Here is a 17,989-nt window from a genome sequence, read left to right as displayed (position 1 = left end):
GTGCCGGAGCAGGCCAATGAAGACCCCATGGCTGAGCGTTATCGGAATTGGCGAGGATGGTGTCGAGGGGCTTTCGTCTCTCGCACGTCAGATCGTTCGTCAGGCCGAGTTTTTGATGGGCGGTGAAAGGCATCTTGAACTGGCTGCCAGTCTGATCTCAGGACAAGCTGAACCTTGGGGCTCCCCGTTTTCGAGTGGAGTACGTCGTGTTCTTGAACGGCGTGGACGATCCGTCACCGTCCTCGCGTCCGGAGACCCGTTCTGCTTTGGTGTTGGAAGCACGTTGGCACGCCATATTCCGCCAGAGGAAATGCTCTGTGTGCCCGCGCCGTCTTCAATATCCTGGGCTTGCGGGCGCCTTGGATGGGCTGAACAGGACGTGCGTGTCGTGTCGCTCTGTGGGCGCCCAATTGAGACATTGGTTCCGCACCTTCAGCGGGCTATGCGGCTGATTGTTTTGTCAGAAAACGGTAGCACGCCGAGAAAAGTCAGTCAGTTTTTGACTGGGCGAGGCTTTGGACCCTCTCGCATGCATGTCATGGAACGGGTAGGCGGCCTTAATGAGCGGTCCCGTGTAATCGTGGCTTCGGACGGGCTCGAAGATGTCGATCCTCTAAACCTTATGGGAATTGAAATCGAGGCGGCTCCAGGGGCGAAGATGATCCCCCTTTCCAGTGGTTTAGAGGACGATCTGTTTGAGCATGACGGGCAGATTACCAAGCGCGAAATTCGTGCGGTTACGCTTTCAACATTAGCCCCGCATCCCGGAGAACTCCTCTGGGACATTGGTGGAGGGGCCGGGTCTGTGGCTGTTGAGTGGATGCTTCATCATCCCGCCAATCGGGCCATCGTCATTGAGAAAAATCCACTACGGGCGGCGAGAATAGCGAGAAATGCCCTGAATTTAGGTGTGCCAGGGTTAAAGGTTGTGGAAGGCATTGCGCCTGATGCTTTGCCTGAACTTGAAAGACCAGACGTCGTTTTCATAGGCGGAGGGCTGGCACAGGTGGATATTTTCACGCAGGCGAGAGCCGCACTTCCCGTTGGCGGACGTCTTGTTGCCAATGCCGTAACTCTGGAAGGGGAAGCGGTTCTATTCGCTCAATATACGCGCTATGGCGGGACGCTAACGCGGATCGGCGTTGAGCGGCTTGATGCTGTCGGTGGGCTGCATGCTTTCCGGCCCGCCATGCGCGTGACGCAATATGCGACAGTGATTTCTGAGGACAGGTTATGATCGTCGCGGGTATCGGCTGTCGACCAAAAGTGGACGAACAATCCCTGCTGGACCTCATCATGCGGGTGACGTCTGGCCGCAGGTTCGATCGGCTTGCTGCTCCAGAGTTCAGAAAAGCGGAGCCAGCTATTCCAGAGCTGGCAAAACGTTTGAATGTTGAGCTTGTGTGGATTGATACGGAAAGCCTGACGGAGCGTCAGGTAGAGTGCGAAACCCATTCCGCAATTGCTTTTGAAAAGACGGGATTCAGCTCTGTGGCGGAGGCTTGCGCGCTGGCTGGTGCCGGACCAAAAAGCCGTTTGATCGTTATGCGGCAGAGTGGAAAATACGTGACCTGTGCCCTTGCGCAGTCAGTTGAGACATGAGGAAAGAGAACGGATGACGGTTCATTTTATTGGTGCAGGACCGGGCGCCGCTGATCTTCTGACGCTGCGAGGCCGGGATCTTTTGGCCTCATGTAAAGTCTGTCTATATGCGGGGTCTATCGTTCCGGCAGAAATGCTGGAGCACTGCCCGCAGGACGCCCGAAAGGTGAACACGGCGCCGTTATCGCTGGACCAGATCGAGCAGGAATACATCCGGGCACACGCTGAAGGGCAGGACGTCGCGCGTCTTCATTCTGGGGATCTGTCTATCTACAGCGCGGTTGCCGAACAGACACGCCGCCTGGATAGGCTTGGTATTCCCTGGACCATGACGCCGGGAGTGCCTGCATTTGCGGCAGCAGCATCTGTCTTGGGCCGGGAACTTACTGTCCCGGAAGTTGCGCAGACCGTCGTGCTGACCCGCGTCAGTGGCCGAGCGTCTTCCATGCCAGCGCGTGAAACGCTCTCAGCCTATGCTGCTACCGGCGCTACACTGGCCATTCACCTGGCAGTGCATGCGCTGGACCGCATCGTCACTGAGTTGCTGCCACATTACGGAGCAGAATGCCCTGTGGCGGTGGTGGCACGTGCAAGCTGGCCGGACCAGATGACCATTCGCGGCACGCTTGGAACACTTCTTGAAAAAGCGGCAGCTAACCCAGTGGAGCGCACCGCTCTGGTTTTGGTTGGTCCCGCGCTGGCGGTTGATGAATTTCGGGAGAGTGCGCTCTATGACCCGGATTATCAGCGCCGGTTCAGGTCTGGATCATCAGCCAGATGACTGCGTCCTACGCAGTTGCCTTGTCGGTTAAAAACCATAACGTCCAAAGCGATACTGTTGTCTTCCAGAACGTTGCTGGCAAACTGGTACGCAGCCCGTGCGATGTGATTACCCAGTGGAATATTCTGTGCGGAAGCAAGAAGAAATGCTTCTGCGACCGTGGGGGAAACTGCAATAGCATCGGCCAACTCCGCGCTCGCGCCTGCCTGCGTTGCCAAGGCCGCCAGAGCTGGCATATCTGCGGCCCCTCGCTTGGAATGCAGATCCATCCGGCCCTGAGCCAGCTTGGTCATCTTGGCGATGCCTCCGCCGATTGTAAGGCGAGGGACCGGGTGTCGACGAATATATTTCAGGACGCCACCGGCAAAGTCACCCATTTCGATCAGCGCTGTTTCAGGCAACCCGTAGAACGTCTGAACAGCGCGTTCGGAAACATCTCCGGTGGTCGCGGCCAGATGTGGCAGGTTCAGCGCCCGCGCGACGTCGATCCCACGATGAATGCTGTCAATCCAGGCCGAGCAGGAGAAGGGTACGACAATTCCCGTTGTGCCAAGAATGGACAACCCGCCGACAATGCCCAGCCGACTATTCAGGGTTTTTCTGGCCAGCGTAACGCCATTTTCAACGCTAATTGTGACCTCAGCGGAGGCCTCCTGAAGTGCGAGACGGATCATCTGGCGGGGGACAGGGTTAATGGCCGGTTCACCCGGCGGCAGGGGGAGGCCGGGGCGCGTAATTGTTCCAACACCATCGCCTGCGCGAAAAATAATATCTTGCCCCTCAGGCAATGGGCGCACATCTGCCCGGATAAGGGCGCCATGCGTGACATCGGGGTCGTCTCCGGCATCCTTGACGACCGCTGCCCAAGCGCCCGTTTTGTCCATCCCATGGGCAGCCAGCGCAAACGCCGCCTGTTTGCCTCCGGGCAGCGTGATGGACACGGGATCAGGAAACGTTCCAGTCTGGAGCGCTATCCATGCAGCTTTGGCCGCAGCGGTCGCGCAGCTTCCAGTCGTCCAGCCGTATCGCAGAGGGTAGCCTTGGGCAGTCATCGAAGACAGGATACGATATTTCATGCTGAAAGCGAGACATGCCATCGGAAAGGATCGCTGATATGACCCGCGCGATCATGATTGCCGCGCCTCGCTCAGGTGGAGGGAAAACGACGGCCACGCTTGGCATTCTGTCAGCTCTGAGCGCCAGAAATATCGAAATTCAGGCCGCCAAGACAGGCCCGGATTATATTGATCCAGCGTTTCATGAGGTTGTAACCGGGCGTTCCAGCTTCAACCTCGATAGCTGGGTGATGACGCCTGAGCTTCTCGAGAGCATGTTAACGCGTGCGGCCGAAGGTGCGGATCTTTTGGTCGTTGAATCTGCCATGGGGCTGTTCGACGGCTTGCTGGGGCCTGCTGACGCGCGCGGTGCACCGTCCGATATTGCTGCTCGTTTTGGTATTCCGGTTATTCTTGTGCTGGATGTATCAGGGCAGGGCCAGTCTGCTGCGGCCATTGCACACGGTTTCGCCACGCTCGATCCCGCTCTGCATGTTGCTGGTGTTATCATCAATCAGGTTGCGTCCCCACGACATTTGGCTATGGCCCGTGAGGCCATTCTGGCCGCTGGCATCCCCGTTCTGGGTGCATACATGCGTGACACCACTCTGAAACTTCCGGAGCGACATCTTGGTCTCGTGCAGGCACGGGAACAGGACACACTGAAAGATCTTCTTGTTAGCCTACGAGAAAGGACGGAAGGTTCGCTTGACCTCGATGCCATCATGGCCGCGGCAGCACCTCTCACTATTGAGGATCATGGCTGTGTTGCCATAAGCCCTCCAGGGCAAAGGATCGCGGTTGCTGATGATGCTGCGTTTTCGTTCCTTTATGGGCATGTGGCGCAGAGTTGGAGGAATGCAGGAGCCGAACTTGTTCCGTTTTCTCCGCTGGCAGATCAAGGGCCAGATGAAGACTGTGATGTCTGCTGGCTTCCGGGGGGATATCCAGAATTACATGCTGAACAACTGGCGGCATCCCGTCACTTTCAATCCCGTCTGGTGAAGTTCTCGGAGACACGACCAGTTCATGGAGAATGCGGAGGCTTCATGGCGCTGGGAGAGTTTCTGGAAGATGCAAACGGTGTGACGCATAAGATGGTGGGCCTTCTGGGGCACGGAACCAGTTTTGCGAAGCGTAAAATGAATCTGGGATATCGTGAGGCGATACTGGCAACAGACTGCGCGCTGGGGTCAAAAGGCAGTATCTTTCGGGGACATGAATTTCATTATGCCCGCGTGATCCAGGCCGGAACGGACAAGCCTCTCGCAACCTTGAGAGACGGCTACGGCAATGATCTTGGGCTGGCTGGAGGCTGTCGTGGACTGGTGTCCGGATCATTTTTTCACGTGATGGCACGTAGAGACAGGAAGTGAGCATGAACACCACGGATGATGCGGCCCGGCACCGGGAGAAAATGCAGAAACGCAAAGACGTGCAGGACAAGGAAGTCGCGTCAAAGACTGTCGAAAAAGGCGTTCTGGCGGTTCACACAGGCCCGGGGAAAGGTAAGTCTACCGCAGCCTTTGGCCTCGCGCTGCGTGCGCTAGGCCATGGAAAGCGGGTTGTTGTTGTGCAGTTTATCAAGGGCGCCTGGGTGACTGGAGAGCGCGCTGCGTTGGAACGCTTTGACGATCTGGTAGAGTGGCACACGATGGGCGAGGGGTTTACCTGGGAAACGCAGGATCGCTCAAAGGATATTGCTGCCTGCGCCCGGGCGTGGGAGGTGGCGCAAGCTGCCCTGAAACGCGACGATGTCGCTCTTGTGGTTCTCGATGAACTGAATATCGCCCTGCGATACGACTATCTGCCCTTGGAGCAGGTTCTGGAGGACCTGAAAGCGCGTCCTGACATGCAGCATGTCGTCATAACCGGGCGCAATGCTAAACCAGCCCTTGTGGACGCTGCGGATCTGGTGACAGAAATGACACTGGTAAAACATCATTTCAGTGCAGGTGTGAAAGCTCAGGCCGGGTTCGAATTCTGATGACGCATCGGAAGGGCCCTAGGGCTCTCATGTTTCAGGGAACGGGCTCCAGCGTTGGGAAATCTGTGCTTGTTGCAGGGATTGCCCGAGCCCTGACACGACGTGGCCTTACAGTGCGTCCGTTCAAGCCTCAGAACATGTCAAACAACGCCGCTGTGACCCGAGACGGAGGCGAAATTGGGCGCGCCCAGGCGCTTCAGGCCCGGGCCTGTGGGGTTCCTCCCACCGTGGACATGAATCCTGTGCTGCTGAAGCCGCAGAGCGAGACAGGATCCCAGCTTGTGGTTCGGGGGAAAGTGCGAGGAACCGTGCGGGCCCGCGCTTATCAGGACGTCAAGACAACTCTTATGCCGGACGTGTTGTCCGCGTTTCGCACTTTGGCGGCTGAAGCTGATATCGTTTTGGTTGAAGGGGCCGGATCGGCTTCAGAGGTCAATCTGCGGGAAAATGACATTGCCAATATGGGTTTTGCCGAAGCCGCCGATGTGGACGTCGTGCTCATTGGTGATATCGACCGGGGAGGCGTGATTGCCAGCCTTGTCGGAACCAAAATGGTGCTGTCAGAGCGAGATGCAGGGCGGATCAAGGGGTTTATCGTAAACAAAATGCGTGGAGACGCCTCGCTGTTTACCGATGGTATGAACATTATTTCACGCCAGACGGGGTGGAAAAAGCTCGGTCTTGTCACACACTGTGCGCATGTTGGCGACCTTCCCGCTGAAGACGCATCTGATCTTGTGAACGAAATGCCAGCAGGCGGCGGCTTGCGGGTTGTCTTGCCGCAGCTACCCACGATCGCCAATTTCGATGATTTAGATCCTTTGCGATCTGATCCGGGCGTCACTCTGGAGATCGTGGCACCTGGTCGGCCACTTCCAGTTTGTGACCTTGTGATCATACCTGGCTCGAAGGCGACCATGTCTGATCTGGCGTTTTTCAAGAAACAAGGGTGGGACATAGATCTGAAGGCGCATACCCGGCGCGGCGGTCGTGTTCTTGGCATTTGCGGTGGGTATCAAATGCTTGGAAAATCTATTGAGGATAATGAAGGAATCGAAGGCCCCCCGGGTCTCGTTGAGGGCCTTAACGTATTAGACGTGAAGACAGTCCTGACGAATGACAAGCGTTTGACCGAGGTAAGGGGATTACTGGTGCCGGAAGGCATCCCGGTCACGGGCTATGAAATTCATGTCGGACGAACGACTGGTCCGGCTACTCAGAGGCCATTTGCAACGATAGACGGTGAGCCTGAAGGTGCCGTTTCGCCTGACGGCCGTATTTGGGGAACCTATCTGCACGGGGTTCTGTCAGGTGGACGCGCGCGGAAAGCTCTTCTTTCACGCGTAGGGCCCGCCGGGCCTGACCTTCAGGATCATGATGAGCGGGTTGAGGCTGCGCTGGATGCCTGGGCGGACCATCTTGAAGCCTGCATTGACCTGGATGCGCTTCTTGCATTGGCTCGACCTGTCTGATCCTTCAAAGCCAGAATAGGCCAGAAAGAACGGCCAGAGCCATGCCCTGAAAAATGCACGCCCGACGGTAGAGTTGAAGCGCAAGCCAAAGATCATCAGCAGTCGCGGTGGCCCGTCCGTCGCCCATCCATGAATCATTGACCAGAATACCGTCATAAACTCTGGGGCCAGCCAATTTTAGTCCTAAGGCTCCTGCCATAGCAGCTTCTGGCCATCCGGCGTTGGGGGAGCGATGATTGCTTGCATCACGTTGGACGGCGCGAAATGCCCTCGTTGAGTTGGCACCGGGGATCGTGAATGCCGCCAGAAAGATCCAGAGAGCGGAGAGGCGGGAGGCTGGGAGATTGACCAGATCATCCAGCTTCGCAGAGGCCCATCCGAAGGCTTTATGCCGGGGGGTAAGGTGGCCGATCATGCTGTCTGCCGTGTTGATTGACTTGTAAGCGGTTGTGCCTGGCAGGCCAAAGAGGGCAGTCCAGAAAAGCGGCGCAACAATTCCATCTGAAAAATTCTCGGCCAAACTTTCAATGGCGGCCCGTACGACGCCAGCTTCATCAAGCTGTTCCGGGTCGCGGCCAACAATCATGGAAACTGCTTTCCTGCCCGCCGCCACACCGCTTTCCTGCAAGCCCGTGTGAACTGCCCTGACATGCTCCCACAGGGAGCGCTGGGCAATCAGAGTGCTGCCCACAGCGCCTTCGATCCCCCAGGCAGCGAGAGGAGGAAAGAGAAGGTCCAGGGCCTGAATGGCCGTGTAGATAATCAGAGTCGGAAGACTGATAAGAATGGCCAAACTTACAATACCGCATAGACGTTGCCGGAAAGCGCTATCCTGCGGGCGGTTGAGTGAACGATCCAGTTGCGCGATAAGGGCACCAATCCACATGACTGGATGGCCAATTTTGCGAAAAAGCCAGTTCGGGTAACCGAAAGCGGCTTCAATCGCACAGGCCAGACAGGCGACAGACAGTGTGTGGTACAGGGGAGAGAAAGTCATGGGCCTGCGTGTTTCATCCAGATGCCGTGAACTAGCATGATGCCCACGGTGCTGGAAAACATGCCGATCCACGGTGGCCAGGTGCGGCAGGTTATGGAGCGGTTTCCCCACGCTCCAAAGCCCTTCATCGATCTCTCCACGGGTATCAGCCCGTACGAATACCCTCTTGCCCCCTTGGATGTCGCGGTTCTCACTAGGCTGCCAGAAGCAGCGGACGAGGAGGCGCTTCTGGTGGCTGCTGCGACAGCCTACGGCATACAGAGTGCAGGTATGATTGTTGCGGGGTCAGGCACACAGCTGCTGATTGCGTTGCTGCCCTTGGCTCTGAAAACGGAAAAAGTCGTCATTTTTGGTCCAACTTACTCCGGCCATGAGCAGGCGTGGAGAAATGCGGGAGTGGGTGTATCGATCGTGACAGACCATCAGGCATTCAGGGCTGCCGCAGGACAATCGGGGACTGTATGTGTCGTCTGTAATCCGAATAATCCAGACGGTCGACGCCTGCCTGTCGAGACACTTTTAGAACTCTCGGAGCGTTGTGCGGCATCCGGTGGCTGGTTAGTCGTCGATGAAGCGTATGCAGATTTTGATCATGAAAGTGCCGCCGCGTCTTTTCCCCGGGCAGGGCTCTTGGTTTTGCGTTCTTTTGGAAAAACCTACGGGTTACCCGGTGTGCGCCTTGGTTTTTTAATCGCATCTGACGGCACAGCGGATCGACTTCGGTCCATGATGGGGGATTGGGCGGTAAGCGCTCTGGCTCTGTCCGCAGGGCGGCAAGCGCTATCAGATCAGGAGTGGTTGAACAACACCAAAGGTCGATTGGAGCAAGATGCCAAGCGTCTTGTAAACCTACTGAAGGGATCGGGTCTCGCCGTCAAAGGAAACACCCTTCTGTTCTGCCTGGTGAGTTTGGATGAGGCTGCTTCGCTGTGGATGTTTCTCTGTGAACGCGGGATCGTGACCCGTGCGTTCCCTGAGCGGCCAACGGAGCTGAGGTTTGGTTTGCCGCGGGGTAGCGCGGGTTGGGACCGCCTGGAACGCGCGCTTCATGATTGGTCAAAGATCGCAAAATGAAGCTGTTCTGCTTTGCCCTTTCATCGCTCCCGTCTTCGAAGCGAAGCATTTTTCCACCGAAAGACGAACTGCGCGATGTGGCGAGTACGGAACCTGCGTTCTGGCCAAAATCTCTACCGATCCTGACAGGGCGTGCGGCAGATGTTGCGTGGATTGAGGCGTATTCCAAGTGCGCTGTCACCGTGGACGAACGGCTTCGCGGCCGTGATTACGGTGACTGGTGCGGGCAGAGCCTTAAAGCCTTATCGCCTGGAAGTCTGTCAGAGTGGATGACAGACCCCGATTTTTCGCCGCCTTCCGGTGAAAGCCATAAGGAGATGTATGTCCGTCTTGCAGAGTGGCTGTCGAATATCCGTGACGCGGAAAAGTCTGTGATCCTGGGTGTGGATGCTGATGTCGTGCGGGGGCTTGTTCTGCTGGCGATGGGCTTGAATGCAGAAGCGGCAGGGAAGCTTGATATTCTCCCGCAGAGCTGGAACGTCCTGTCTTTTTACAGGACGTGGAGGGTCCAGGCCCTTTCGGTTCCAGACAACAAAATAACGTCTGAAATTATTTTCGGTTCAGAAAGCGATCGTTAATCCAGGCTGCGGCGCCCACGGCCACGAGGATGGGTCCGAGAATAAAAAGTACCGCTGCAAGGGCTACTAAAATAATAATACCGAAAGACATTTTCTTTTTTCCTTATTCAGGATGAAAACTGTTACGCTCTGAAGCACGTTTGCCATAGTTCATGCGCATATTCGCCAAGTTTATGCTTCACAATAACCTCTGAAAAGGGGAACGGTATGCGTTATTTTCTCATGATTCTACTCGGGGCTGTCGTCACCCGCTTCTGGCTGCGGATAGCCTCCGTTCAGACGCTTTCGCGTGTCTCGTCACCTGTTCGGTCTCTTCCAACTTTATGACACTTATTTCCGTACGGCAGGGGTATAGGTCAATCTGTAGAGCGACCCGGAAAAATCGTCGCTAACGAGGATACTGCCGTCAGGCATCGGCTGAACATCTACCGGACGGCCAACGGTCCGCCCATCGCGCCGAAATCCCCAGATTAGCGGCTCTGACTGCTGTGGATGGCCAGCGCTATCGAATTTGACGGACACGACCTGATACCCTGATGGAACGCTTCTGTTCCATGATCCATGCTCGGCAATCAGCAATGCACCCTTCAAAGAGCGCGCTGCGGCGGGGCCATCGTAAAATCGCAGCCCCAATGCTGCGACATGGGCTCCAAGCTTCAGGGCAGGCGGAGTAAACTCACCGCAAGGGTGGCCTTTTCCGTAATGAGGGTCCGGGACGTCTCCCTGATGGCAATAGGGATAGCCAAAAGACTGCCGAGGCTGGGTAAGGGTGTTCAGTTCGTCAGAAGGGACGTCATCGCCCATCATGTCCCGGCCATTATCCGTAAACCACAGGCCTTTTCCTGTTCGCCGCCATGCGAGACCAACCGAATTGCGAATGCCGTAAGCAACGTCCTGCCTGTCCGTGCCGTCGGGATTCATGCTGATGATTTTTCCGAGATCGTGGCCCACGTCGCAAACGTTGCAAGGTGCGCCAATGGTCACATACAGCCTGCCATCCGGCCCGAAAGCGATAAACTTCCAGAAATGGTCGCCGTCTTTGAAAGGCAGGTGATCCGTAATGGCTTCCGGTTTGGGCGGATTGTCTAGGTGGTCTTCGATATCTCGTAGAACCAGAATGCGTTCGGGTTCCGCGATGTAGAGATCTCCATCATGGTATGCCACGCCTGAAGGGGTTTCGAGGCCGCTGGCAAGTGTCCTGACCTGAACGCGACTGCCTGCATCACCTACTCCAGAGACGGCATAAACCTTTCCGGGCCCCATGGAGCCAAGGAAAACAGTTCCTCTGTCTCCAAGGGCGATTTCACGTGCTCCACGGACCTGTGCCGATATAACGTCCAAATGAAACCAGGGCGCGACAGACAGGCCTTCCGACGAAGGCGCGCCCCATGCAGGCAGCGTCAGGCACGAGCCTATCACTGAGAATAGCAAAAGTTGCCGGAGCATGATGCACCTCATCAATGTGAAGCAGGGCTTGAAGGACAGCGCTGGTAACCGCAACGGACGAATGGCTCAGAGGTTTTCAGGTGTTCGGCTATTCCTCCATTTGAAAATGTGATGTCACGAAGAATGTCTAGAGCTCCCAAGCCCTAATACTTCCTCGGTTCTGACGCGTTAGCGGTCCAGTTGCTACCTTAATGAACGCATTCTGCCCGTCTCTCTGGACATGTTCACCATGTTAGAGAGCGAGTGAGAACAGTCATGGGAGTTTCCAAGTCTATGGTTGACGCTTCCCCCCGTAAACCGCGCGCAGCCGAAGCTGCACTGCGCATGCTGGCACTTGATCTGCATTGGACATGGAACCACGAGGCAGATCTGCTGTGGCAGACGATCAATCCGGATCTTTGGTCCCGAACCTGTAATCCCTGGATAACCCTGACCCGAACACCCAAAGACCAACTGTGGGAAGCTCTACAGAACCCGGATGTCCGCAATCTCTTGAAGGCCAGTATGGAGCGCCGGAAATATGAGTTGGAGCGTTCCACCTGGTTTGCGGAGAAATATGCGGACGCGGGGCTGTCTGAAGTCGCCTATTTCAGCATGGAGTATATGCTGAGCGAGGCACTTCCCATCTATTCTGGCGGGCTCGGGAACGTTGCTGCAGACCAGCTGAAAGCCGCAAGTGATCTGGGTGTTCCGGTTGTTGCAGTCGGGCTTCTCTATGCGCAGGGCTATTTTCGCCAGGTTATTACTCCGGCAGGCGAGCAGCGGGCGCTCTACCCGTTCAACGACCCTGACCAGCTTCCGATACAGCCCGTCCTCACGCCGGATGGGGACTGGTTCCGGCTCTCTGTCCAGACAGCAACCGGAGAAATCTGGCTTCGCGCCTGGAAAGCCGTCGTAGGCCGTACAACTCTTTATCTTCTGGATACGAACGATCCCTCCAATCCCCCCGCTGTTCGCTGCATCACGACCCAGCTCTACGGCGGAGATGCAGAACTGCGGCTGAGGCAGGAAATGGTTCTCGGGATCGGGGGATGGAGACTGTTGCATGCTCTAGGGCACCGGCCGGATATCTGCCATTTGAATGAGGGGCACGCGGCTTTTGCAGCTTTGGAACGAGCCCGCTGCCTTTCAGAAGAAGAAGGTATTTCTTTCGCGCAGGCACAGGTCATTGCCTGCGCGGGAACGGTCTTCACGACACATACAGCCGTCCCGGCTGGGTTTGATCGCTTTCCGCCTAAGCTGATTGAGAGCCATCTCACGTTTTACGCCGAAGACCGTCTGGGCATGCCAATTCAGGACTTTCTGGCGCTAGGGCGTCTTGATCCGGCGAATAAAGATGAATTTTTTAACATGGCTTATCTCGCCGTTCGGTGCAGCGGGGCCGTTAACGGCGTGAGCCAGTTGCATGGAGCTGTGAGCCGGTCCTTGTTCACGCCGCTTTTCCCACGTTGGCCGCAAAATGAAGTCCCGATCTCTCATGTGACGAACGGCGTCCACACCCCGACGTGGGATTCAGCATCTGCTGATGAACTCTGGACCCAGGTGGGGGGGAGAAGCAGGTGGGAAGGAGATCTCGAAGGGCTAGGCGATGCCGTTCGTCATCTTGATGACGACACTCTTTGGCGCAGCAGGTGCAACTCCCGGGCGGAGTTTGTTCACGCGCTGGGGCAGGAGCTTTCCGCAAGGCAATGCATCGTTGGTGAAGATGGGTTGTGGTGTCTGCCTGCGCCGTCGTTGAACCCGGAGGCGCTGACAATCGGATTTGCGCGCCGGTTTGCCACCTACAAGCGTCCAGACCTCTTGTTGTACGACGAAGAACGGCTTGTCCGGCTGTTGCGGGACGTTCATAGGCCGGTCCAGATCGTTCTGTCCGGCAAGGCTCATCCGCAGGATCTGGAAGGGCAGGCGATGATCACACGCTGGGTCCAGTTCTGCCAGCGTCAGGATATCGTGGGAAAAGTTGTATTCCTCGCGGATTACGACATGGCTCTGGCCCAGAAAATGGTTCAGGGGGTGGATCTGTGGCTGAACACACCGCGACGTCCCTGGGAGGCCAGCGGGACCAGTGGAATGAAGGTCTTGGTAAATGGTGGGCTTAACCTGTCAGAACTCGATGGATGGTGGGCCGAGGCCTATGCGCCGGAAGTCGGCTGGGCGTTAGGGGACGGCTTGGAGCACGCGGGAGATCCGGCCTACGACCACTCTGATGCACAGGAACTTTACAGGCTCTTGGAAGAGCACGTTCTTCCTGAATTCTACGAACGCGATGCTGGCGGAACACCTCGCGCGTGGGTTGCGAAGATGCGCGAAAGCATGGCGCGTCTGACGCCTCAGTTTTCCGCAAACCGTACAGTTCGCGATTACACGGAACAGTTTTATTTGACTGGTGCACAACGCTACAGGCGTCGCCTGTCTGACCATGGGGTGAGTGCTGGAACGGTTCTCGACAGGCAAAACGCCCTCTCTGCTGGCTGGAATAGCCTCAGGATCGGAGAAGTTATCATTTCGGAGAACGGGGAACATCAGAAAGCGCAGGCCTTCATTCATCCCGGAACGCTCGATCCTGCATTGCTGCGTGTTGAACTCTACGCCGACGCTCAGGATGGGCACCCGCGCACCAAGTCCCTGACACAGGGAGAGCATCTTCCGGGTGGCTGGATTGCCTATACTCTTGAGACTGAGCTTCCTGCCCCCGTGGCAGAGTGTACACTGCGGATCATTCCAGCCGCAGAGATCATGAGTGTTCCGCTCGAAGCGCCTTTTATCCTCTGGCAACGGTAGGGCATGAAGGCTTACGCTTCATGGGCCGTCGTGCTGGAGGGAAAAGAATAATGATCCGAAGCCTTTTGCCGCAACGTCTGACATTTCGCTTTCTACCAGAAGCATGGCCTCTCGTTCGTCACCACACAGGCATAGCACCCGCTTTGAAAAGCGTGCGACCGAGGCATCGGATCCGGACATTTTACGATACCGCATCCGGCATATTGTCTCGCCACGATTGGGCACTCTCCACCGCGCGAGAAGGCCGTACGTCAGTTCAGGTGCTTGAGCCTGTTTCCTGGCCGGGGTTACCCAACATGACGCGTCCTGAACAATGGGTCTGGTCCCGGAGAGGATTACGTCCAGATATCAAGCTGCTCGAAGGGACTGGAGCTGAAAAACTCGATTTGTCAGGCATAGTTCTTCCAACATACCGCACAGATTTTTGGCAGTTACAGGGGGAGGCAGAGGTTGGTACCAGCAGCCTCAAGGTGACTCTGTCTCGCGGGTCAGTTCAGGCTGGAGAGCAGGCGGAAGCTGTTTGTGCACTGGATTTGACGCTCCTGAGCGGTGAAGCGCGAGATCTGTATGCGTTTGCACAGACTTTAAGTGATCTTCCCATATGGCTGACGGGCGAGACGCTTCCCATGAGGGGAGTGCGGCTGGCGCTTGGACAGTATGATGAGGATGTCACAGTTCAATCGGCGCTACCTTTCGCGGTAGATATGACGGTTGGGAAAGGGTGGAGCCAGTCTGTTCGTGCTTTTCTGACGGTATTTCTTGCTGCGCAGCCTGCGGCTGAACACGGGAGCGTCGATGCTGTGCATGAGATGCGCGTTGCCGTCAGACGGCTTCGAACGATCCTGAAAGCTTTTCGCCCTCTGTTCCCTAAAGGAGCGTTAGCGAATGAGATGTCAGTTTTTCAGCAGATTGGACGGTTTCTCGGCAATGTTCGAGACTGGGATGTTTTTCAGACCGAAATTCTACCGGCTTATGTGAGCGGGGATATTGCGAGTGAATTCGTTCAGTTAGCCAAAGAAAAGCGAGTGTCTGCACTGGCGGAGATGCGACAGAAACTGACTGATCCGAGCATAACGTCTACGTTACTTTCTCTTGGACACAGCACGGAAGACCCGGCAGCTCTTTTCGGAGCCGAGACTGCTGACGCGCTTTTGGAAGACCATGCCCCTGTTCTGCTCGATCGAATGGCGCGTAAAGTCCAGCATCGGGGTCATCACATCGGGCACCTGTCAGACCGCCAGTTGCATGACGTCCGTAAATCTCTGAAGGGGCTGCGCTATAGTATTGAGAGCATTCTTCCTTTGTATAAGGGGAGCCGCGTTGAAACTTATATGGGCCATTGCAAGGATTTGCAGGACCTGTTTGGTCGTTTCAACGATGCAGCAACGGCAGAGGCTCTGGTCAGGCAGGCGATAAAAGAAAGGCCGGACCTCGCCGAAGCAGGAGATGCGATTGTTCACATGGCGCATCGGGAGCGGAAAAAGATCCTTAAGAAACTTCCCAAGCGATGGAAGACTTTTTCGAAGGACGTCCCGTTCTGGTGTCAGTGAGTTATTTCCTTGTGTGTAGCGGAAACCTTGGGTCCAGCTCCGATTTATGATCCAAACGGCCAGCCAAAAAGCGTGACTGATTGCCACAAGGAGCAAAAATCATGGAAAAACGCTGGGTTCTTCTGACAATCATTATCCTGATCGCCGGGCTTATCATGATACTGCTGTGGGCCAGACAGACCGACCCGGGCACGATTGGCCCGGATACGCATACGGAGAAGACGGCCCCCCAAGCTTTGAACGCGGCACATCCATATCTATGGAGCCCCGCGCATAATCAAAGAGTTTATGAAGCCAGCTGAGATTTGCCTCAGAAATTAGAGCGGAGCGTAAACATGAAGTTCCGTGGCTCTCCGTAGTAGTTGTAGTAGTAAAGATTTCCCAGGCGCTGATAATATCGCTTGTTGGCGATATTGTTCAGTGTTGCGGAGAGGGAAAGATACTTGTTCCATTGGTATCCAGCCTGGATGGACCCAATGATGTATCCGTCCTGCGTCACGGTACGGTTTGTTCCGAAAGTACTCGTTTGAGCGTTGAACCCGCCGCCGATACTCCAGACATTTTTTTGTGCCCCGCGATATGGCTCGAACCGGTAGTGTGTCCAGAGCTTCCACAGATGCTTGGGCGAGTTGCCAGCATAGGTCAGGCCAGACTGTGTGGCGCTACCGTTATTGACGATCCGGTTGTCGTTATAAGTATAGCTGGCATTGATGTCCCAGCCCTCAATAGGACGGCCAATCAGCTCTGCTTCGGCACCCTGGCTGCGTGTTTTGCCTGTCGCGACGTAGCAGTCATCCACGCCACCGGGCCCACAGATGGCGCCGATGGTGCCGTTATAGATGGCTTCGTTTTTCTGGATAATTTTGTAGCCAGACAGGGTCATGCCCAGGTGCCCGTGGAAGAACTCTCCCTTGATACCACCTTCGAGCTGATTGCCTCGGACAGGCGCAAGGCGCCCGGTGGTATCAAACGCAGACTGAGGCGAGAAAGTCGAAACGTAGCTGACATAAGCCGTGACATTCGGCCACAGGTGCAGAACGCCGCCGATGTAAGGGGTCAGGATGCCCTGCTGATCGATATCGGTGCTGGTGGCACCAACGGTTGGGGAAATACGACGCGTTTTGCTGACATATCCGCTTACCCGGCCACCAATCAGGATGGAAAAGCGTGAAACAGGCTTGATCTGTGCCTGACCATACACGCCCCACTGCGTGGATGGCTCCCAGTAGCGATTGGTAATAGTAGGGAGAGCCAGAGACGGAATGGCATTGTTCGCATTGATTGGGATACCTGCGAGCGCCGTGTAGGTCCGCGAGTTTGCACTGGCACCGCCGCCTTCATAGAGATAGCGATCGTAGTTCGCTCCCATCATCAGAACATGTTTCTGCCCGAAGAGGTGAAGCGGCCCGGTGACGTAGGCGTCCAGGCCATCATTCGTCTCGTCATACCGTGTATTGGCTGCGACGAAATTTCCAGTCTTTGCGGACGCGTTATACGCGTTGAGATAAGCGTATTGCAGTGTGGTGGCTGCGGTTCGGTGACGGTAGTTGAGGCGCCCGCGCCAGCCATGAGAGAACAGATGCTCCAGTTGTGCCTCAACTTCAGTCATCGGGACTTCGGATTTGCCCCAGTTGGCCCCCACCAACGTGCTCGTCGGCAAGTTCAGATCCGCGCCATTACTGGCACGGGGAAGCCCCATATAACGGGTTGTATCGTTACTTTGAGACGTCACGGAGACTGTCAGGGTGTCATGCCGCGTTAAGTGCACATCTGTAACGCCATAAATCGTCCAGCGACGATCATAGGCATTGTTGTAGAACTGGTTGCGGTCGGTGCCTGCGACGACAAGTCGTGCTGAGACAATTTTCGAGTGCGCGAGAGGGCCGCCGACATCAAGGGTGGCATGGTAATTGTTCCATGAGCCAGCCGAGAACGAAGCATTGCCCTGAAAGTCATCAGTCGGACGCTTGTGGACGAAATTGACACTCCCGCCGGGTGTGCTGGAGCCTTGAAGCATGCCGTCTGGTCCACGCAGAACTTCAATACGATCGTAGATGGCCAGATCATACTGCTGGCTTAAAGTCAGCCCACTCATGGACGGAACACCGTCATACTGAGCCTGTAGCGTGAAGCCGCGGGCAGTGTAACCGCCCGTTCCGTCACCATACATATTGACGTTCACGCCCGCGACCTGTTTGAGCGCAGCATCAACCGTATTGAGGTTCTGGTCCTTCATCTGCTGGCTGCTGAGGACCGAGATGGATTGTGGAACGTCCAGCGGTTTGAGGAGCATTTTCGTCGTGGAGACCGCAGAAACCGTGTAAGTGCCGGTACCATCCGTAGAGGCATTGCGGCGATGACCCTGCACCAGAAGCTGCTCAATGCTGCCGGGGGGCTCATCTTCTTGTGACGCGTGTTTCTGTTGTGTGCTCTGCGACTTTGATGAAGCGGAACGTTCCTCTTTAAGACCGGTCGTTGAAGCTGATTTCTTACGAGCTTCTGGAAATACGTCATCGGTGGTGGCGGCAAAGGCGCCATTCCACGTGCCTGACAGCAAAAGTGCTGTAAAAAGCATTGGGCCTAGATGTGTACGTTGAGGAACGTTCGACGCTGGAAGTCTCATGGAAAGGGCTAACTGCCTCCTGGAAAATGAATTTTCACGAGAA

15 protein-coding genes are annotated in these 17,989 nt (G+C 56.0%); 11 read left to right on the top strand and 4 right to left on the bottom strand.

Annotation, left to right across the window (positions count from 1 at the left end; genetic code table 11):
• Nucleotides 1-16: 16 nt before the first annotated feature.
• The 3 genes from cbiE to cobM are packed head-to-tail and all read left to right on the top strand — an operon-like array spanning nt 17 to nt 2,383.
• Nucleotides 17-1,237: a precorrin-6y C5,15-methyltransferase (decarboxylating) subunit CbiE gene (cbiE, locus tag M2305_RS14990; protein WP_264649875.1), complete on the top strand. Its 1,221-nt coding sequence runs from the start codon at nt 17-19 to the stop codon at nt 1,235-1,237.
• The gene (locus tag M2305_RS14985) at nt 1,234-1,602 is read left to right on the top strand and encodes a cobalamin biosynthesis protein (RefSeq protein ID WP_264649874.1); all 369 of its coding nucleotides are present in this window, start codon (nt 1,234-1,236) and stop codon (nt 1,600-1,602) included. Before cbiE ends, M2305_RS14985 begins: the two co-directional genes overlap by 4 nt.
• Nucleotides 1,603-1,615: 13 nt before the next feature.
• Nucleotides 1,616-2,383: a precorrin-4 C(11)-methyltransferase gene (gene cobM / locus M2305_RS14980; RefSeq protein ID WP_264649873.1), complete on the top strand. Its 768-nt coding sequence runs from the start codon at nt 1,616-1,618 to the stop codon at nt 2,381-2,383.
• Here the strand turns inward: cobM and M2305_RS14975 are convergent.
• Nucleotides 2,347-3,435 carry a cobalt-precorrin-5B (C(1))-methyltransferase gene (locus M2305_RS14975; protein ID WP_408871497.1) on the bottom strand — a complete coding sequence of 363 codons (1,089 nt, stop codon included), beginning with the start codon at nt 3,433-3,435 and terminating at the stop codon, nt 2,347-2,349. The two genes, cobM and M2305_RS14975, sit on opposite strands and share 37 nt — an antisense overlap.
• Before the next feature lie 62 nt (nt 3,436-3,497).
• Between M2305_RS14975 and M2305_RS14970 the strand changes: the two genes are divergently transcribed.
• From M2305_RS14970 to M2305_RS14960, 3 genes are read left to right on the top strand one after another with little or no spacing between them, the layout of a single operon-like run.
• Nucleotides 3,498-4,814, top strand: coding sequence for a cobyrinate a,c-diamide synthase (locus M2305_RS14970; protein WP_264649871.1), 1,317 nt, complete (start codon nt 3,498-3,500; stop codon nt 4,812-4,814).
• A 2-nt stretch (nt 4,815-4,816) separates the two neighbouring features.
• Nucleotides 4,817-5,425 carry a cob(I)yrinic acid a,c-diamide adenosyltransferase gene (gene cobO / locus M2305_RS14965; protein WP_215766271.1) on the top strand — a complete coding sequence of 203 codons (609 nt, stop codon included), beginning with the start codon at nt 4,817-4,819 and terminating at the stop codon, nt 5,423-5,425.
• Between the two features lie 29 nt (nt 5,426-5,454).
• Nucleotides 5,455-6,897, top strand: a complete 1,443-nt coding sequence (locus M2305_RS14960) for a cobyric acid synthase (protein WP_264649985.1) — start codon at nt 5,455-5,457, stop codon at nt 6,895-6,897.
• 4 nt (nt 6,898-6,901) lie between these two features.
• Here M2305_RS14960 and cbiB read toward each other — a convergent pair whose 3' ends face one another.
• On the bottom strand, nt 6,902-7,894 hold the full coding sequence (gene cbiB / locus M2305_RS14955; protein ID WP_264649870.1) for an adenosylcobinamide-phosphate synthase CbiB: 993 nt from the start codon (nt 7,892-7,894) through the stop codon (nt 6,902-6,904).
• 36 nt (nt 7,895-7,930) lie between these two features.
• Between cbiB and cobD the strand changes: the two genes are divergently transcribed.
• Nucleotides 7,931-8,968, top strand: a complete 1,038-nt coding sequence (gene cobD, locus M2305_RS14950) for a threonine-phosphate decarboxylase CobD (RefSeq protein WP_264649869.1) — start codon at nt 7,931-7,933, stop codon at nt 8,966-8,968.
• Nucleotides 8,965-9,546 carry a histidine phosphatase family protein gene (locus M2305_RS14945; RefSeq protein WP_264649868.1) on the top strand — a complete coding sequence of 194 codons (582 nt, stop codon included), beginning with the start codon at nt 8,965-8,967 and terminating at the stop codon, nt 9,544-9,546. The genes cobD and M2305_RS14945 overlap by 4 nt, the downstream gene beginning before the upstream one ends.
• 330 nt (nt 9,547-9,876) lie before the next feature.
• Here M2305_RS14945 and M2305_RS14940 read toward each other — a convergent pair whose 3' ends face one another.
• Nucleotides 9,877-10,992 (bottom strand): PQQ-dependent sugar dehydrogenase, encoded by a 1,116-nt coding sequence (locus tag M2305_RS14940; RefSeq protein ID WP_264649867.1) that lies wholly within the window; start codon nt 10,990-10,992, stop codon nt 9,877-9,879.
• 273 nt (nt 10,993-11,265) lie between these two features.
• Here M2305_RS14940 and glgP point away from each other — a divergent pair, with 273 nt between their 5' ends.
• The 3 genes from glgP (at nt 11,266) to M2305_RS14925 (ending at nt 15,625) form a co-directional block, all read left to right on the top strand.
• Nucleotides 11,266-13,773: an alpha-glucan family phosphorylase gene (gene glgP, locus M2305_RS14935; protein ID WP_264649866.1), complete on the top strand. Its 2,508-nt coding sequence runs from the start codon at nt 11,266-11,268 to the stop codon at nt 13,771-13,773.
• Between the two features lie 50 nt (nt 13,774-13,823).
• Complete coding sequence (locus tag M2305_RS14930) at nt 13,824-15,323, top strand: CHAD domain-containing protein (protein WP_264649865.1); 1,500 nt, start codon at nt 13,824-13,826, stop codon at nt 15,321-15,323.
• Between the two features lie 101 nt (nt 15,324-15,424).
• Entirely contained in the window at nt 15,425-15,625 is a 201-nt protein-coding gene (locus tag M2305_RS14925; protein ID WP_211509917.1) for a hypothetical protein, read from the top strand.
• Between the two features lie 8 nt (nt 15,626-15,633).
• Here M2305_RS14925 and M2305_RS14920 read toward each other — a convergent pair whose 3' ends face one another.
• Nucleotides 15,634-17,898, bottom strand: a complete 2,265-nt coding sequence (locus M2305_RS14920) for a TonB-dependent siderophore receptor (RefSeq protein WP_264649864.1) — start codon at nt 17,896-17,898, stop codon at nt 15,634-15,636.
• Nucleotides 17,899-17,989: the final 91 nt, after the last annotated feature.

Origin of the sequence: Gluconobacter cerinus, from assembly GCF_025961355.1 — a bacterium.
GTDB lineage: Bacteria > Pseudomonadota > Alphaproteobacteria > Acetobacterales > Acetobacteraceae > Gluconobacter > Gluconobacter cerinus.
The sequence above is the reverse complement of the archived record's forward strand: the minus strand, read 5'-3'. Positions and strand labels throughout refer to the sequence as shown.

Bases quoted from the DNA above. Each gene is read 5' to 3' on its own strand.
- cbiE (WP_264649875.1), top strand. From the start codon at position 17: ATGAAGACCCCATGGCTGAGCGTTATCGGAATTGGCGAGGATGGTGTC.
- M2305_RS14985 (WP_264649874.1), top strand. From the start codon at position 1,234: ATGATCGTCGCGGGTATCGGCTGTCGACCAAAAGTGGACGAACAATCC.
- cobM (WP_264649873.1), top strand. From the start codon at position 1,616: ATGACGGTTCATTTTATTGGTGCAGGACCGGGCGCCGCTGATCTTCTG.
- M2305_RS14975 (WP_408871497.1), bottom strand. From the start codon at position 3,435: ATGACTGCCCAAGGCTACCCTCTGCGATACGGCTGGACGACTGGAAGC.
- M2305_RS14970 (WP_264649871.1), top strand. From the start codon at position 3,498: ATGACCCGCGCGATCATGATTGCCGCGCCTCGCTCAGGTGGAGGGAAA.
- cobO (WP_215766271.1), top strand. From the start codon at position 4,817: ATGAACACCACGGATGATGCGGCCCGGCACCGGGAGAAAATGCAGAAA.
- M2305_RS14960 (WP_264649985.1), top strand. From the start codon at position 5,455: ATGTTTCAGGGAACGGGCTCCAGCGTTGGGAAATCTGTGCTTGTTGCA.
- cbiB (WP_264649870.1), bottom strand. From the start codon at position 7,894: ATGACTTTCTCTCCCCTGTACCACACACTGTCTGTCGCCTGTCTGGCC.
- cobD (WP_264649869.1), top strand. From the start codon at position 7,931: ATGATGCCCACGGTGCTGGAAAACATGCCGATCCACGGTGGCCAGGTG.
- M2305_RS14945 (WP_264649868.1), top strand. From the start codon at position 8,965: ATGAAGCTGTTCTGCTTTGCCCTTTCATCGCTCCCGTCTTCGAAGCGA.
- M2305_RS14940 (WP_264649867.1), bottom strand. From the start codon at position 10,992: ATGCTCCGGCAACTTTTGCTATTCTCAGTGATAGGCTCGTGCCTGACG.
- glgP (WP_264649866.1), top strand. From the start codon at position 11,266: ATGGTTGACGCTTCCCCCCGTAAACCGCGCGCAGCCGAAGCTGCACTG.
- M2305_RS14930 (WP_264649865.1), top strand. From the start codon at position 13,824: ATGATCCGAAGCCTTTTGCCGCAACGTCTGACATTTCGCTTTCTACCA.
- M2305_RS14925 (WP_211509917.1), top strand. From the start codon at position 15,425: ATGGAAAAACGCTGGGTTCTTCTGACAATCATTATCCTGATCGCCGGG.
- M2305_RS14920 (WP_264649864.1), bottom strand. From the start codon at position 17,898: ATGCTTTTTACAGCACTTTTGCTGTCAGGCACGTGGAATGGCGCCTTT.